Below are 14,430 nucleotides of genomic sequence, written 5' to 3'. Positions count from 1 at the left end.
TAGGAGGTTTCGCCCCCCTACCCTGTGGGTAACAGTATCGGCTCGATACGACCAGTTGGAATCGAGTTCACGAGTTGTTACCCGGTCGATGAGAGCTATCGGCGTGCAACGGCGAGTCGCTACACCCTCAGCTGAAGAGCAGGCCCATCCGCTGCAGGTGATCGAGAGGGGCGGAGTCACGGGTGTCGAGCCAGGGACGATCGACGACCTTCCTCGCATCCTCGGGGCTTATCTTGAAGCCGAGCGCGGCGGCAAGCACGTGCAACGCAAGAACTGGCGGAACCGCGTTGCCGATCTGCTGGGCGACATCCTTGCCCGACCAGGGATAATCAACGGGAAAGGTCTGCAACCGACCGGCTTCGTGCAAAGTCATCCGATTCAGCGGATTGTCGTCGAGGTCGACAACTCTGTTGCGCGACACTTTTCCCGTAACAGTCGCCGACGGCTCATCGAAACGACGAGTGCCTCTCAACTTCGGGTCCCCACCAGTGCCGTAATTCGAGATGACTCTGAACGGCCCACCGCGGTTCAACGCCTCACCCATCGATTCCCACGGGAACAGCTCCGGATCGCCCTCCAATTGGCCGACCCCCTTGCGGTACCGGCGGTGGGTGGCTTCGGGCAACTCCCGTTCGACTCCGAGGCTTGCGATGAGGATCGCCCGACGACGGGTCTGCGGCACACCGTGCTCCTCAGTACGGAGGACGCCGCAAACGGCGCGGTAGCCGAGCTTGTCTTCGAGGACGCGAGCCATGGCCTTCCACACGGGCAAAACCGCTTGGACCTGCTCCAACACGATCAGTTTGTAGGGATTCTCGGCCTTATGCGCTTCGATTGCCCAACGAAGTGGCTCGAGAACCAAGCCTGTTCGCACGTCGTCGAGCTGTGCGACCTCCTGGGTCACTGTCTCACCGTTCCCCATGCGCCGAACAAAAGACAGCACCTCGTCGAGCGCTCGTCGCCCTGCACCGGAGCCGGCGACTGTGAACGTCTGGCACGGCGGTCCGCCAGCCAGGATCCACGCGCCGGGCACGTCTGCGGGACCGAAGTCCCGCACATCGTGAGGTACGGAATTCAAGCCCGCTGCTGCCCGCGTCTCACACGCGTTCGGGTCCCATTCGAATCCATAGACATCCAGACCCAACCATCGCGCAGCAACGTCTAGCCCACCAGGGCCGGCAAACAGATCGACGACGTCCACTGACGGGATGGACAACTGCTCGTCGACATCTGATTGCATGGTTCGAGATCTTAGCCGGCGGATGAGCGTAGGGACACCGCGATCAGCTGTCCAGGGTTGCTCGAATGGCCACACCCAGAGCTCTCGCCACGGGCGGAGGGGTCGCATTCCCTAGCTGCCTGTACTGCTTCGTCTTCCGGCCGGCGAACATCCAGTTGGAGGGGAAGCCCTGGAGGATGGCGATCTGATCCAACGTGAGCTTCACCATGTCTTTTGCGTGGCAATACGGATCCCAAGCAAAGTCCGGTCCAGGGTACTCGTCCCCCACCGACGATCCGTTGACCGCGAACTGCTGTGCCCACTTCTTCTTCGAACCGGTTGGCCCGAGGTCGGCACCACCCCGGTCATATGACCCGCCCACGATCGTCGGAGCAACCTGGTCGGCATAGGCGGCCCACGCGTTCGCGTGGGGCCAACCGCGGCTACCCATCGACTGCCTGAGCGCAGAACCCACTGTCAAATGTGGCGATTGCTCGACGGGTCGTAGCTCCGTTTTGAATTCCGGAATGCCGCCATCTCGGAATGCGACAAGAATTCCGGACGCGCGGTCCTGCGCGACACCGAAATTCTTGGCATTCACAGCGAGCCAACCAGGCTCGTAGCCAGCCTCTTTCAGACTCTGGTCAATACTGTTCCTGATCGGAAGGTAATCATCCCCGTGCGCGAGGACAGCAACGTTCTCAATGAGCACAGCTCGAGGTCGAAGGTCAACGACTAGTTGGACCGTCTTCTCCAAGAGCTCGAACTCGATCGAGTTGCTGCGCTCGCGAGAAGCGGTTGCAGCCGACTTGACTCGCGGCAAACCGGCCGATAGCAAATCGATATCACCCCGGAGTGCAGCGTCTGGATCGAACCTCAGCAGGTCCATCTCTCGGACATCCCACTTCGGTCGGTTCATCCTCAACGTCTCGCACGCGATATCACGATTCTCGACCAGGATGAGCGGGTCGAACCCTGCCTGCTCCAGTCCCAGAGCAGACCCACCTGCGCCCGCGCACAGTTCGATCGATCGCATCCTGTTGGTTTCCGACACCTTGCTACCCCTCCACGAATGGTCGTCCACACGGAAACCCGCGAGCGTTCACTCCGACCACACGGAACGAATCCTACACGAATACCGTTGCACCGCAGCCCTATTGATCGCGCACAGAAGCGAGCAACACTCGTCACTTGGCGCGGACACCACCCCTCCTCCATCACGCCCAACGCCTATGACGTGACCCAAGCCCATCCCAGGCCGAGCAGTTCGCGACGGGTTTGCCAAACACGATAATCAAAGTGAATGACCGATCGGCGGACCGTGTGCGCCTGGCGGCCTCCTTCGCTCTCACCGCGGTTTGACGACACCCTCGAAGCAGACACCCGTCCCTCGGTGGAAGTTCGAACCGGCGAAGGCGCAGCGCGTCTCGGTCAGACAGAGGGTCGGAACGCCGAATGCCGTCGCTCGGAGGCACTTTCAAGCCAGTTTGCACCGGCATTCGGCTGCCAGGTGTACCTTCATGATCGCCATCCACTGCTGAGATGGCCAGCTTGATGGATCCAGGGGGCGTGATGCATTCGACCGTGCACGACACGTTGGCGCAGATGTGGAGGAAGGACGCCTTCGAGCCCGCCTTGACCCACATCCGGTTTCCGTTGTTCAGGAACCTGTCGACGAACCTGCGCATCGAGTTCAACCATCCAGTCACCGCCATCACGGGACCGAACGGTGCCAATAAGTCCGCGATCCTGCGGGCGTTGCAGGGCTGCCCTCGTGGCAATGACCCGGGGAACTACTGGTTCGGTACCGCGGTCGATCAGATCCCTCAGTCGGAGCGCCACCGCTTCATCTACGGGCGGCGCTCACCAACGACCGAGGGCGTCGTCGAGGTGATCAAGACCCGAATCGGCCGACGGCGCGCGACCAAAGATGGGCCGGTGCCCGATCCAGATCTGTTCGAGCCGAGTCGCCCGCTCACAAGCGAACCGGACTGTATGGAAAAATTCCCTGCAGAACTACCAAAAAAGCCAGGCGATGCGTCTCAAACGCGATGGTCGGCGATATCCAAGGACGTACTCTATCTCGACTTCCGATCGCAGTTGTCGGCTTTTGACTGGGCGATGAACCACTCGGAGGTTACTTTCGAAATTGGTAGCCAGCACGAAGAACTCAACCTGGTCAAAGCCCGCAAGAAGCGCATTAGATCTCGGACAGCAGCACTGTACAAGGCCATTTCTGAGACGCTAGTCACCGACAAATGGCACGTAAATGAGCGTATCGTAACACCAATCCATGAGATGACCGATGAGGAGCGCGGCTGGGTCGAGCGAATACTAGGCCGCGAGTACAAACGAATCCGCTTATTGCGACACCGCTATTTCGGCACAAAAGTCAGCGGGTGGACGGTACTGCTCGAGACGCCAGGGCTCCAATACTCCGAAGCCTTCGCCGGTAGCGGCGAATTCGCCGCTGTTTTGCTCGTGTATCAAATCAGCCGAGCGAAGCCGAAGTCGCTGGTGCTCCTCGATGAACCGGAAGTATCACTTCATCCGCGCGCGCAACGAGAGCTCAGCCAGTTCCTTGCCGACTCAGCCAAGCGTCACAAGCACCAAATCGTATTCACCACGCACTCACCGGAGATGATTCGTTCGCTTCCCGCGGCCGCGGTGAAGGTACTCACCTTCAGAGCTGATAACGGGCAGGTCGACTTGCCCATACAGGACTCCCCACCACAGTTCGCGTTCGACGCGATTGGCGCCGAGTACGAGCACCCAACAGTCGTAGTCGAGGACCGGCTCGCGAAGGACTTGGTCGAGCGCGCCCTGGCCAAGCACCCTTGCGAAACAACCGTCCATGTGAGCTACCTCCCCGGTGGTGCAGACACACTGTGGAGCTACTACGCGCCAATGTGGTCGCAGGAGAAGCGCACAAACATTCTATTGCTGCTGGACGGCGACCAGACACGGGAGGCGCCGCGGCCGGTGGACGAGATTCCGCCGAACGAGCTAGAGGCCGAGCTACGAAAAACCTTCCCAGGCAAGGACGGCCCTCACCTTAGCTTCAGCAGGTCCGATGTCGGGAGCGCCGGGCATCGGGAGGTTGCCGTCAAGGAGGTTCTCGAGTGGCGGCGCAAGTTCGTGCGATTTCTCCCCGGCTGGACACCTGAAAGGATCCTGTGGGATTACCGCATACGTGGCCCCGAGGACGAAACCGACCTTCCCGAACAAGACAACGCCAAAGATGCCTGGTGCAGGTACACCCATGCACAGACCGGGGAAACTGCGGGTGAGCGCATCTATACGTTCCAACTCCAAGCGCTGCAGCAGGTTCCAGACGACTGTGCGATACTGGCCACCATCACGTCCACCATCGACGATTTCGTCAGGAGTTTGTAATGGATCCGAAGGAGCTGTCGGTCATCGACTTCTTCTCCGGGTGCGGCGGTACCAGCCAGGGCTTCAAGGACGCTGGAATGAACATCGTCGCCGGGATCGACTTCGACGCAGACTCCGCGGCGACCTTCCGGACGAATTTTCCTGGAGCGGCATTCATCGAGGCCGACATTCGCACCGTAGAGATCGACCAGGTGCGCGCGCTCATGCCGAACTCGCCAACACTTTTCGCTGGATGCGCTCCTTGCCAGCCGTTTTCGCGCCAGAATAAGACGACAACAGCCCAGGATCCACGACGGAATCTGCTCTATGAATTTAGCCGGTTTGTCACAGAACTGCGACCCGAACTAGTAGTAATCGAGAATGTCCCCGGATTGCAGAATCCCAAAAAAGGTGGCCCTCTCGAGGATTTTCTCGCCGCCCTCGCCGCCGAGAAGTATGCCTACAAAGTTAAGGTACTTCGCGCACTAGAGTACGGCGTACCACAGGAACGGAAGCGGCTGGTTATCGTCGCCTCTCGCGTCGGCGAACCAGTCTTACCTGAAGCCACACATGTCACCAATGGCGTACCAGCAGCAACGGTAGGCGAGTTCATCTACGGCCTGCCCGCGATCGAAGACGGCCAGGTCCATCCCGATGATCCCGACCACGCGACTATGCGTCTGTCGGAGCTCAACAGAAAGCGCATCCGCGCCACTCCAGAGGGCGGTGATCGCCGAAACTGGACCAAGGACCTGGTACTGGAATGTCACACCAATCACGGCGGCCATACCGACACCTATGGCCGGATGTGGTGGAATCGCCCGGCCTCTGGCCTGACTACCCGTTGCATTTCGTACTCTAACGGCAGGTTCGGACATCCTGAGCAGCACCGAGCAATCAGCGTGAGGGAAGCCGCTCTGCTTCAGACTTTCCCTCGCGAATTCCGATTCTCCGGCACGATGACCTCAAAAGCCCGGCAGGTGGGAAATGCTGTACCACCGCTGATGGCGCAACGGATAGGTGACGCGCTCGTTGCCGGTGTGGGCTGATTCGACAACAGTACATACGACACCCCGGGGAGAGCACGGAATACGGCTGGCTTTGTGCTGCGATCCGGTCCGGCATCCATCGACGCCCGACGCTGCCGCAGTAACTGCAACTGGACCAAACAGCAGCGGCCGACGACCCACAAAGACAGTACGACTGGGCATACTGTGACCCGTGAACGATTGGGTGCCGACGCGGTACGTGTCGCCGGCGGAGTTGACTGCGAAGCAGACGGCGAGTGGTGGGTACACGAAGGCGGTATTGGCGCGGTGGGGTGTCCCCTGGCCTCCGCCCAAAGGGTGGAAAAGTGCTGTGTCGGACCGGGATCGATGGTCGGCGGATCTGACGACGTTTCTCGGATAGCCGACCGCTATGGTAGCGTCGCTCACACAAGTCAGGCCCCGGAGGTGCTACCAACACCGCCGAGGCCCTGGGCGAGAATCTGGGTTCAGCAGACTCACCGCCGTAGCAGGAGCCTACCGATGATTCTGGCGTCTCCGCCAATCTCCCCCTTGCCGCTGTGCGCCCGTAGCGAGCGAACGGGTGATGCGCCTTACTCGCGTAGTCGTCGCCCGTCAGAGGGGCCGCCGCGACTATTCCGATGACACAGGATCGGCCGGTAAAGGCGGACTCGGACGGCTCCACTGTTGTGGTGGCATGGATACCAGGGCTTCCCTGGGCGTTCCTGATCCTGTCCAGAATCCCAGTCCCGGCCCCGCCGAATAATTCCCGGATGGGGCGTGCATACCGAGCGACCGAGGCGACCGACCGACCGGCGGAACTCGCGTCATGGGCGCATCCGTATCTCGCGGTACGGGGGTACGCCTTCGCTCCCTCCGCTCCCTTCGCTCCCAGCGGTGCTCGCCCGTAAGCGTGGGTTACATGTATTTGGGCACGCATTTTCAGTGCTGCACACAGCTATTCGCGCAAACGCTGTCCGACACCGAGGTTAAGGCGCATCCTCGAACTGGTAGGACTGTGTATTGGGGAGCTCGTATGACCATCCGTCGTGGGGATGATGAGGGTGGGTCGGCTGGGTTGCCTGCGCTGCAGCGGTTGCCAGTGCGCGAGGCCAGGGATTTGTTCGAGCTGGTCAGCGCGGCGGGGGCGTTCGAGGCGGCGACTATGGACAGGTCGATCGACTCGTTGGTGGGGGCGTTGCCTCGGCCGTTGCGGCGGGTGGCCAAGAAGATCATGTTCGGTGGGCGATGACGGATCTGACTACGCGGGCGCAGTTGATTCTGCTGGCGCGGACGTTGCATGTGCATCCGCAGCGGGTGCATCATCTGCGGTATCTGGGGGCGGCGCGGTTGCACGAGTTGCAGGCGCAGGTGTCGGCGGTGTTGTTCGATCAGCACGCGACGACGTTTCGGCGGATCAGTGCGCTGGTGCCGTATATTCCGCTGACGATTTCGATTCCGTTGGTGCAGAAGCTGGTTCCACCGATGATGACCGGGCGGGCGGCGGGGGCTGTGGGGGTCGAGCATCCGCAGAAGGCTGTGGAGACCTTGGCGATGCTGGACACGAGCTACGCGGCGGATTGTGCCCCGTATCTGGATCCTCGGGCCATCGCGCAGCTGGCCGATCAGGCGCCCGCGCGGCCGGTGGTGCGGATCGTCAACGAGTTGTTGCGGCGGCGCGACTATGTGACGGCGGGGCCGTTCCTGTCCTGTGCAACAACGGAATTGATCGCGGCGGTCGAGGCCGGGGTGGGTGACGATGCGGGGCTGATCTACTCGGCGGCGTACTCGTTCGATGCCGAAGTGTTGAGTGCTGTTGTGCGCCAGCTACTCGACGGGCCGCATCACCGGATCCCGCGCATGCTGCAGACGGTGCTCAACGGGCCGCCAGGGTTGCAACATGCGGCGCTGTCGGTGTTTTCGCGTTGCGAGGACGACGTGGTGCGCCGTGTGGGCGACGTGCTGTTCGGCAATGCCCAGCCTGCCGACGTCACCAAGCTGGTACGGAACGCGCTGACAGTGGGTGCCGTCCCCGAATTCCTCACGCTGGTAGGGCATCTGACACCGCTCGGGTTGTGGTCGCTGGTTGGGAACCGGGTGTTCGACGAGCCGGGCGTCGGCGCGCGAGTGGTGTCGATGTTGGAACACCGCGACGATGTCGAGAGTTGGCGTGGGCTGTTCACCTTGGCTTCGCGCATGGACGAGCGGGCCAGGAACGAGGTCGGCAATACGCTGGCAGCACTGTCGGATACAGCGGTCGCGGAGCTGCCCGCTCGGGCGACCGAAACCGGGTGCTGGCCCGCGCTACTCGATCTCGTCGCCGCGTCGGGGCCCGAGGCGCAGAATCGTTTCGGGAAGGTGTGGGGCGGGCTGGGACCGGAGCGGCGCGCCCGGCTGCACCGGTGCATCACCGAGCATCGGTACGACACCAGGCTCGCGGAGATCACGGCGATGGTGGAACCGGTGGAAGTGGATCAGTTGTTCTTCGAACGGCGGCGGACGCAGCGGCATCGGGGGTGAGCGCGATGCGTGGCGCGACAGCGCGACGGGTATGAGTCAGAGTGGTGGCAGCCGACTCGAGGAGGACCCTGATGTATCCCGCGCCAGTCCAACGACCGCCCAGCGGCGGGACGGCGATCGTCGCCGGGATATCGGCACTGGTCGGCGGGCTCCTCGGAGTCGTCGGGATGATCGCCGCGATGGTGCGGATGGTGACGTCGGACTACCCGCTGTTCGCGTGGGGGTACGCGCCCGCGTGGGTTTCCATCGTCTCGGCAGTGCTGTTGGTGGTCGACGTCGTGGCGGCGGTGCTGCTGTTGATCGGTGCGATCATGCTGTTCCGGCGCGGGAAGTCCGCGCCGACGATGGTGGCGTTGGGCTGCGCGGGGGTCATCGGCGCCTATATGGCCGGGGTGATCACCTCCGTCGCACAGTTCGGGCACTTCGATATGGGCAGCCGTATCTTCCGTGAGGTGGTGTTCGGGCAGTCGGCCGTGAACTCGCTGCTCGGACCGCACGTCGATCTGCCGTGGTTCCTGCCGATCCTGCTGCTCGTGTTCCCCGCGGTGACGTTCCTGCTCGCTCTCCTGCCGTCGACGCGAAAGTGGTGCGGACGAGGGAATCAGCGGCCGACTTGGGCACCAGCCGCGCCCCGGATGCCGTATCAGCACCCCGGCATGCCGCAGGCGCCCGGATACGCGCCACCACAGGCACAGTGGGCACAGGGACACCCGCAGGCCCCGCGGCCGCAGGACGGATACCGATAACGAGCGCATTCCGGGTCCACCCCACTGAACATCGCGCGACAACGGCGACGAACTAGGCGAGAGTGGGTCCGAAGGCTTTCACCCGAGAGGATCTGCCCATGTTCGCCCGTTCTCCGCACCGCACCGCGATCCGGGTCGCCGTGATCGGTGCCCTCGTCGCCGCTCCCCTGGCCGGCGTGACCGCCCAGGCTTCGGCTGCGCCCGAGACACCCTCGCAGTCCATCGAATTCGTCGATCGGAACGGTCATCACGACAACGGCCTGCACCTCGGCCACCACCCGCTGCGAAAGCTGCTGCACCACCTGCTGCCGCACGGAGCCTTCGGCAGCGTGGACTGACCCACCGGGATCCGTGGGACAAGACCCGCGATCCTCATGCCGTCCCGGCCCGGTCCGGATCTGTCGCGCGGACGAACCGGGATCCCCAATCGCTCACGACGGCAATGAGTTCCGGCGGTCCGATGACGGTGAACTCGGCTTCCACCCGGCCGAGGAGGTAGGTGGGCCAGTCGAGGGAGTCGACGGTCTGCTCGACGCGGGTGCGGTTGCCCGGCAGAGGTGTGATGGTGCACCAGCGGCCCACCCGTGAGCGGACGTGCTCGGGAGGCGCTTCTATCTCGGCGACCACCGTGTAACCCGTTCGCGCACCGCCTATTCCGTTGCGAACGAAAGTGGCCGCATCGGGAGCGGGCAGCTCGCGAGAGCGGAAGTGGATGCCGGTGGCGTGGGAGTCGGTGAGGCGGTCCACGCGGAAGGATCGCCAATCGTGGCGGGTGAGGTCGTAGGCGACGAGGTACCAGCGGCGGCCGAGGGAGACCAGGCGGTGGGGTTCCACTTCGCGGGTGCTCGTCCGGCCGTCGGCGGCGGTGTAGGTGAAGGTGAGGCGCTCCTCCCGACGGCAGGTGAGGGCCAGGTCGGTGAGGACCGAGGGGTCGACGTCGGAGAGCGGGACGGCGTGCCAGCCGGCGGAAACGGTCATGGCGCGCAGGGCGTCGACGCGGCGGCGCAGCCGGGCGGGCAGGACGGTGCCGAGTTTGCCGAGAGCACGCACGGACGGTTCGGCAAGGCCGTCACCCGCGCCTTCGGAACCGGCCTGTAGACAGACGGTGATCGCGACGGCCTCGTCGTCGTCGAGCACCAGCGGGGGCATGGCCGCGCCCGCGGCGAGCTGGTAACCGCCCTCGATGCCGGGGCGAGCGTCCACGGGGTAGCCCAGGTCGCGCAGGCGGTCGATATCGCGGCGCAGGGTGCGCGGTGACACCTTCAGCCGCGCCGCGAGTTCGGTGCCCGGCCAGTAGCGGTGGGTCTGCAGCAACGACAGCAACCGCAGGGTGCGTGCACTGGTATCAGCCATATTTCCAGTATCCGTCCATTGCGGACAGAAACTGACCGCAATACCTTCTACCTTGGGATTCATGACCGAAACAGTGCTCGACACCGAACGCGCCGACCTCCTCGAGATGCTGGCCAAGCACCGCTACTTCCTGCGCAACACCACGCGCGACCTCAACGACGAACAGGCCGCGCTGCGCACCACCGTGAGCGAACTGTGCCTGGGTGGGCTCATCAAACACGTGGCCGCGGTGGAAGCGAACTGGGCGAAGTTCATCGTCGATGGCCCCGCGGCGGGCCCGAGTTTCGACTCGATGACCGAGGAGCAGCTCGCGGAATGGAGCAATGCCTTCCGCATGCTGCCGGGCGAGACGCTCGCGGGACTGCTCGCCGAATACGACCAGGTCGCGGCCCGCACCGATGAACTGGTGCGCACGCTGCCCGACCTGAACGCGACCCAGCCGCTGCCCGAGGCGCCCTGGTTCGAACCCGGTGGGCGGTGGAGCGCGCGACGCACGTTCATGCACATCATGACCGAGACCGCGCAGCACTCCGGCCACGCCGACATCATCCGGGAGGCCCTCGACGGGGCTAAGTCGATGGGCTGAGTTCGCTCAGCAACTCCTCGGCTGCCGCGCGATGCTCTTGCGCGGCAGCCGGATCGGTGTGGTCGAGGACATCGGCGATGCCCTGGTTCGCTCGGGCCTGCTCGAACCGGTACCCGAGTCGTGGTGCGAGGTCGAGGGTTTCGTTGTATAGGCGTAGTGCCTCGTCGGAAAGCCCTGCCAGTCGGCATGTTTCGGCGTAACCGTTGAGGAAGTGGATCTTCCAGTGCGGCTCGAACAAGTCGTCGAGCAGGGCGAAGGCCTCGCGGTGGCTGTCGAGGGCCTCGTCGTAGCGGCCCATTTCCCGCAGGGCGACACCGCGACAGTTCAGGCACCACGCCTCGTTGTGTTTGTGACCGTCGGCGCGGGCGGCGGCCAGCGCGCTGTCCAGATGCCGCAGGGCCGCGTCGGGTTCGTCGGGGGCGATCGAGACGCCGAGGGCGATCTTGGCCTGCAGCGACGGCGGCTGGTCCGGGTCGTCGGCGGAGATGTCGAGCGCGCGTCTGGCCAGCTCGGCCGCCTCGTCGCGTTTGCCGAGCTGCAGCATCGCCCAGGCCTCGCCCGCGAGCGCGTCGGCGGCGCTCATCGGACAGCCGCTGCGCGTGTACAGGTCGTGGGCCTGGCGGAACAGTTCGAGCGGTTCGGTGACATCGCCTTCGTCCCAGCGCAATTGGGCGCAGCGCATGGTGAGTTCGGCGCGGGGCAGTGGGTCGCCCGCCTCGGCGACCAGTGGGGCGGCGGCGGCATAGGCGGCGGCCGCCTCGGCCATGCGGCCGGCGTTGTAGCGGGCGAATCCCAGATCGCTGTGGGCTTCGGCCAACTGGCGCGGATCGCCGAGTCGCTGTGCTGCGCTGAGGGATTGCTCGAACAAGGCATTGAGGTGGGTGGTGCCGCAGCGCCGTGCGAAGAAGGTGCGCAGGAAGCGTGGCAGTTCGCAGACGTGCTCGTTGGCGCCGATCTCCACGGCGGCGTAGAACACCGCCATCAGATTGGTGTACTCGCTGACGAACCAGAAGAAGGCGACGTCGCGATTCGGGAAGTGCGGCAACGCTTTCGGGGCGGGACCGGCCGACACGGGACGGGTCGGTGACAGGAACGGCATGGCGGCGTCGGCGGCGGCCGCGGTGTGCACGTAGTAGTCGAGGATGCGGCGCAGTGCCCGTTCGCGGTCGGCGTCGGTGTCGTGTTCGGCGCTTGCCTGACGGGCGTGCCTGCGCACCAGGTCGTGCAGCCGGTAGCGACCCTCGGCGGGTTGCTCCACGAGGTGGGCGTCGAGCAGGTCCTCGAGCATGTCGCGCGCGGCGCGCAACGGCACATCGGCCACCGCCGCGGCGACGTAGTCGGTGAAGGTGGAGCCGGGCACCAGGCCGAGCAACCGGAACAGGCGACGCTGGTCGCGATCGAGCTGACGCACCGACATGCCGAACGCGGTGTCGAATTCCGTTGCGCCTTCGGCCATTCGCTCGACCAGGATGCCCACCGACCAGCCGGGCCGATGCCGCAATCTGGCTGCCGCGAGCCGCAGGGCCAGGGGCAGATTGCCGCACAGCCGCAACACTTCCGCCGCCTGCTCGGGTTCCCTGGCCAGCCTGCCGTCGGGGCCCCGCGAATCGCCGCTGGCGCGGGCGAGCAGCTCGGCGCTCTCCTCGGGTGTGAGCACGTCGAGGGTCACCGGCGGCACCTCGTCGAGTTCGAGCAGGCGGTTGCGGCTGGTGATGATGGCGACCGATTCGCCTGCGCCGGGCAGCAATTGGCGCACCTGGGCGGCGTCGACGGCGTTGTCGAGCACGATCACCGCCCGCAATCCGGCCAGTTCCGAACGCCAGCACGCCGCGCGCAGTTCGACTCCGCCGTCCTGCGGCACCTTTTCCGACGGGACGCGCAGCGCCGAGAGCAGGGCGCGCACGGCGGCGTCGGGGTCGAGGGGCTGACGGCCGTCGGTGAAGCCGTGCAGGTCGAGATACAGCTGGGCATCGGGGTATTCGGCGGTCAGCTGGTGTGCGGCGTGTACGGCCAGCGACGATTTGCCGACACCGGCCATGCCGTCGATGGCCACCACCCGATTCGTTCGGACGGCGGCGAGCACCTCGGCCAGAGCTTCTTCGCGACCGGTGAAGTCGGGGACGTCGCGGGGCAGGTCGTTGCGTGGGGGGACGGCTTCGGCGGGCAGGTTGGGCGGGGCCACCTGGCGGCTCGTCTTGGGCGGCGCGGGCAGCGGGTTGTTGGCGCGCTCCCACAGCGGGCGCAGCGGGCGCGGGTCGCGCTTCACCAAGCGGCACAGTTCCAGCACGGCAGGCCACGGCGGCACGGTCTGCCCGTTGAGATAGCGCGACAGCGACGACGAACTCAGTCCCGTGTCGCGCGCCAGCGCCCGCACCCCGCGCCCGGACAGCTCCTGGAGCATGCGCAGCCGCGCGGCCAGCTCGTCCTGCGGGTATGCCCGCTGTTGCACCACCACTGTTCCGCACTCCGTGTCCCGGTATGAAACGACAATTTTCCCGCCGGAAATCCGAAGGTCAGAGCCGTTTTCCACTGTCCCAGAGTGTCCCACAGACCTCGTTTCGAAGCACGCGGCGGGCTGTTATGGAGGCACACCGCGAACAGCGGAAAGCAAGCGAAACCGAGGAGAACATCATGCAGTCCCGTATGCAGAACCCCGCGATGATCCTGACCGGCGCGATGGGCCCGATCCAGGAGATCTTCGGCGCGATCAACAGCGGTGGCGTGGAGGGCGAGATCCTGGAGCTGGTGCACCTGCGGGTCAGCCAGATCAACGGCTGCAGCTCCTGCGTCGACGCGGGCACCAAGACCGCACGCAAAGCCGGTGTCAGCGAGGAGCGCCTCGCCACCGTCGTCGCCTGGCGGGAAACGCCCTACTTCAGCGACGAGGAACGCGCCGCACTGGAACTGGCCGAGGCCGCCACCCGGATGGCCGACCGCCCCGACGCCGTCACCGACGAGGTCTGGGACCACGCCGCCAGCTACTTCGACGAGCGCCAGCTCGCCGCCATCGTGCTGATGATCGGCATCACCAACATGTTCAACCGGCTCAACGCCACCACCCGCCAGATCGCCGGAGCCTGGGGCTGAGCCCCCTCACACCACCCGAAAGGACCACTGCGATGAGCACCAAGCAGCAGACCCACAGCGGATTCTCCCGTTGGATGCAGCACAAGATGAACGCCCGTATGAACCGCAAGATCCGTGGCGGCAACGGCACCTTCATGGGCATGGACGTGCTCATCCTGCACACCGTCGGCCGCCGCAGCGGCGAGCCGCGCCAGACCCCGATCTCCTGGTTCGCCGACGGCGAGGGCGGGTGGCTGCTCGTGGCCTCCGGCAGCAAGAACGGCGACCCCGACTGGTTCCGCAACCTGATGGCCCACCCCGAGCACGCGACCATCGAACTGCCCGGTGACCAGCCGATTCCGGTCACACCGCGTGTGCTCACCGGTGGCGAGCGGGCGAGCGCCTGGGCGGCGATCACCACCGCTGCGCCGCGCTACGGCAAGTACCAGGACAAGGCGGGCCGGGAGTACGCGGTCGTCCGGCTCACCGCGTGAGGATGCGGTTGCGCAACGAAACCCCGACGGCCCGTCGACCGGTTCTAGACTGATCGAGGGGCCG

General features: G+C 64.9%; 13 protein-coding genes. 9 read left to right on the top strand and 4 right to left on the bottom strand.

What is annotated here, in order from left to right; all coding sequences use genetic code 11:
* Window positions 1–127: 127 nt before the first annotated feature.
* Both HYG95_RS14215 and HYG95_RS14210 read right to left on the bottom strand, forming a co-directional pair.
* Window positions 128–1,240 (bottom strand): DNA cytosine methyltransferase, encoded by a 1,113-nt coding sequence (locus tag HYG95_RS14215; RefSeq protein WP_181698428.1) that lies wholly within the window; start codon window positions 1,238–1,240, stop codon window positions 128–130.
* Window positions 1,241–1,283: 43 nt separating this feature from the next.
* Window positions 1,284–2,273 carry a DNA cytosine methyltransferase gene (locus HYG95_RS14210; protein WP_370465795.1) on the bottom strand — a complete coding sequence of 330 codons (990 nt, stop codon included), beginning with the start codon at window positions 2,271–2,273 and terminating at the stop codon, window positions 1,284–1,286.
* 488 nt (window positions 2,274–2,761) lie between these two features.
* Here HYG95_RS14210 and HYG95_RS14205 point away from each other — a divergent pair, with 488 nt between their 5' ends.
* From HYG95_RS14205 to HYG95_RS14180, 6 genes are all read left to right on the top strand, one after another.
* Window positions 2,762–4,615 (top strand): ATP-binding protein, encoded by a 1,854-nt coding sequence (locus HYG95_RS14205; RefSeq protein WP_181698427.1) that lies wholly within the window; start codon window positions 2,762–2,764, stop codon window positions 4,613–4,615.
* A complete protein-coding gene (locus HYG95_RS14200) occupies window positions 4,615–5,643 on the top strand; it encodes a DNA cytosine methyltransferase (RefSeq protein WP_220139431.1) in 1,029 nt (342 codons plus the stop codon). Before HYG95_RS14205 ends, HYG95_RS14200 begins: the two co-directional genes overlap by 1 nt.
* A 994-nt stretch (window positions 5,644–6,637) precedes the next feature.
* Window positions 6,638–6,853 (top strand): hypothetical protein, encoded by a 216-nt coding sequence (locus HYG95_RS14195; RefSeq protein WP_181698426.1) that lies wholly within the window; start codon window positions 6,638–6,640, stop codon window positions 6,851–6,853.
* Complete coding sequence (locus tag HYG95_RS14190) at window positions 6,850–8,121, top strand: hypothetical protein (RefSeq protein WP_255495332.1); 1,272 nt, start codon at window positions 6,850–6,852, stop codon at window positions 8,119–8,121. Before HYG95_RS14195 ends, HYG95_RS14190 begins: the two co-directional genes overlap by 4 nt.
* A 71-nt stretch (window positions 8,122–8,192) precedes the next feature.
* A complete protein-coding gene (locus tag HYG95_RS14185; protein ID WP_181698425.1) occupies window positions 8,193–8,867 on the top strand; it encodes a hypothetical protein in 675 nt (224 codons plus the stop codon).
* 98 nt (window positions 8,868–8,965) lie between these two features.
* Window positions 8,966–9,205 (top strand): hypothetical protein, encoded by a 240-nt coding sequence (locus HYG95_RS14180; protein WP_181698424.1) that lies wholly within the window; start codon window positions 8,966–8,968, stop codon window positions 9,203–9,205.
* A gap of 34 nt (window positions 9,206–9,239) precedes the next feature.
* Here HYG95_RS14180 and HYG95_RS14175 read toward each other — a convergent pair whose 3' ends face one another.
* On the bottom strand, window positions 9,240–10,220 hold the full coding sequence (locus HYG95_RS14175; protein ID WP_181698423.1) for a YafY family protein: 981 nt from the start codon (window positions 10,218–10,220) through the stop codon (window positions 9,240–9,242).
* A gap of 61 nt (window positions 10,221–10,281) precedes the next feature.
* Between HYG95_RS14175 and HYG95_RS14170 the strand changes: the two genes are divergently transcribed.
* Window positions 10,282–10,806: a DinB family protein gene (locus HYG95_RS14170; protein ID WP_181698422.1), complete on the top strand. Its 525-nt coding sequence runs from the start codon at window positions 10,282–10,284 to the stop codon at window positions 10,804–10,806.
* Here HYG95_RS14170 and HYG95_RS14165 read toward each other — a convergent pair.
* Window positions 10,790–13,261: a tetratricopeptide repeat protein gene (locus tag HYG95_RS14165; RefSeq protein WP_370465794.1), complete on the bottom strand. Its 2,472-nt coding sequence runs from the start codon at window positions 13,259–13,261 to the stop codon at window positions 10,790–10,792. The genes HYG95_RS14170 and HYG95_RS14165 overlap by 17 nt on opposite strands.
* Before the next feature lie 176 nt (window positions 13,262–13,437).
* Between HYG95_RS14165 and HYG95_RS14160 the strand changes: the two genes are divergently transcribed.
* Window positions 13,438–13,893, top strand: a complete 456-nt coding sequence (locus HYG95_RS14160; RefSeq protein WP_181698420.1) for a carboxymuconolactone decarboxylase family protein — start codon at window positions 13,438–13,440, stop codon at window positions 13,891–13,893.
* A 32-nt stretch (window positions 13,894–13,925) separates the two neighbouring features.
* A complete protein-coding gene (locus HYG95_RS14155; RefSeq protein WP_181698419.1) occupies window positions 13,926–14,366 on the top strand; it encodes a nitroreductase family deazaflavin-dependent oxidoreductase in 441 nt (146 codons plus the stop codon).
* Window positions 14,367–14,430 lie beyond the last annotated feature (64 nt).

It is taken from the genome of Nocardia sp. GTS18 (assembly GCF_013839555.1).
Taxonomy (GTDB): Bacteria; Actinomycetota; Actinomycetes; order Mycobacteriales; family Mycobacteriaceae; genus Nocardia; species Nocardia rosealba.
The sequence above is the reverse complement of the archived record's forward strand: the minus strand, read 5'-3'. Positions and strand labels throughout refer to the sequence as shown.

What these genes read in the sequence shown, in the direction of transcription:
- HYG95_RS14215 (WP_181698428.1), bottom strand. Translation starts at nt 1,240, where the DNA reads ATGCAATCAGATGTCGACGAGCAGTTGTCCATCCCGTCAGTGGACGTC.
- HYG95_RS14205 (WP_181698427.1), top strand. Translation starts at nt 2,762, where the DNA reads ATGGCCAGCTTGATGGATCCAGGGGGCGTGATGCATTCGACCGTGCAC.
- HYG95_RS14200 (WP_220139431.1), top strand. Translation starts at nt 4,615, where the DNA reads ATGGATCCGAAGGAGCTGTCGGTCATCGACTTCTTCTCCGGGTGCGGC.
- HYG95_RS14195 (WP_181698426.1), top strand. Translation starts at nt 6,638, where the DNA reads ATGACCATCCGTCGTGGGGATGATGAGGGTGGGTCGGCTGGGTTGCCT.
- HYG95_RS14190 (WP_255495332.1), top strand. Translation starts at nt 6,850, where the DNA reads ATGACGGATCTGACTACGCGGGCGCAGTTGATTCTGCTGGCGCGGACG.
- HYG95_RS14185 (WP_181698425.1), top strand. Translation starts at nt 8,193, where the DNA reads ATGTATCCCGCGCCAGTCCAACGACCGCCCAGCGGCGGGACGGCGATC.
- HYG95_RS14180 (WP_181698424.1), top strand. Translation starts at nt 8,966, where the DNA reads ATGTTCGCCCGTTCTCCGCACCGCACCGCGATCCGGGTCGCCGTGATC.
- HYG95_RS14175 (WP_181698423.1), bottom strand. Translation starts at nt 10,220, where the DNA reads ATGGCTGATACCAGTGCACGCACCCTGCGGTTGCTGTCGTTGCTGCAG.
- HYG95_RS14170 (WP_181698422.1), top strand. Translation starts at nt 10,282, where the DNA reads ATGACCGAAACAGTGCTCGACACCGAACGCGCCGACCTCCTCGAGATG.
- HYG95_RS14160 (WP_181698420.1), top strand. Translation starts at nt 13,438, where the DNA reads ATGCAGTCCCGTATGCAGAACCCCGCGATGATCCTGACCGGCGCGATG.
- HYG95_RS14155 (WP_181698419.1), top strand. Translation starts at nt 13,926, where the DNA reads ATGAGCACCAAGCAGCAGACCCACAGCGGATTCTCCCGTTGGATGCAG.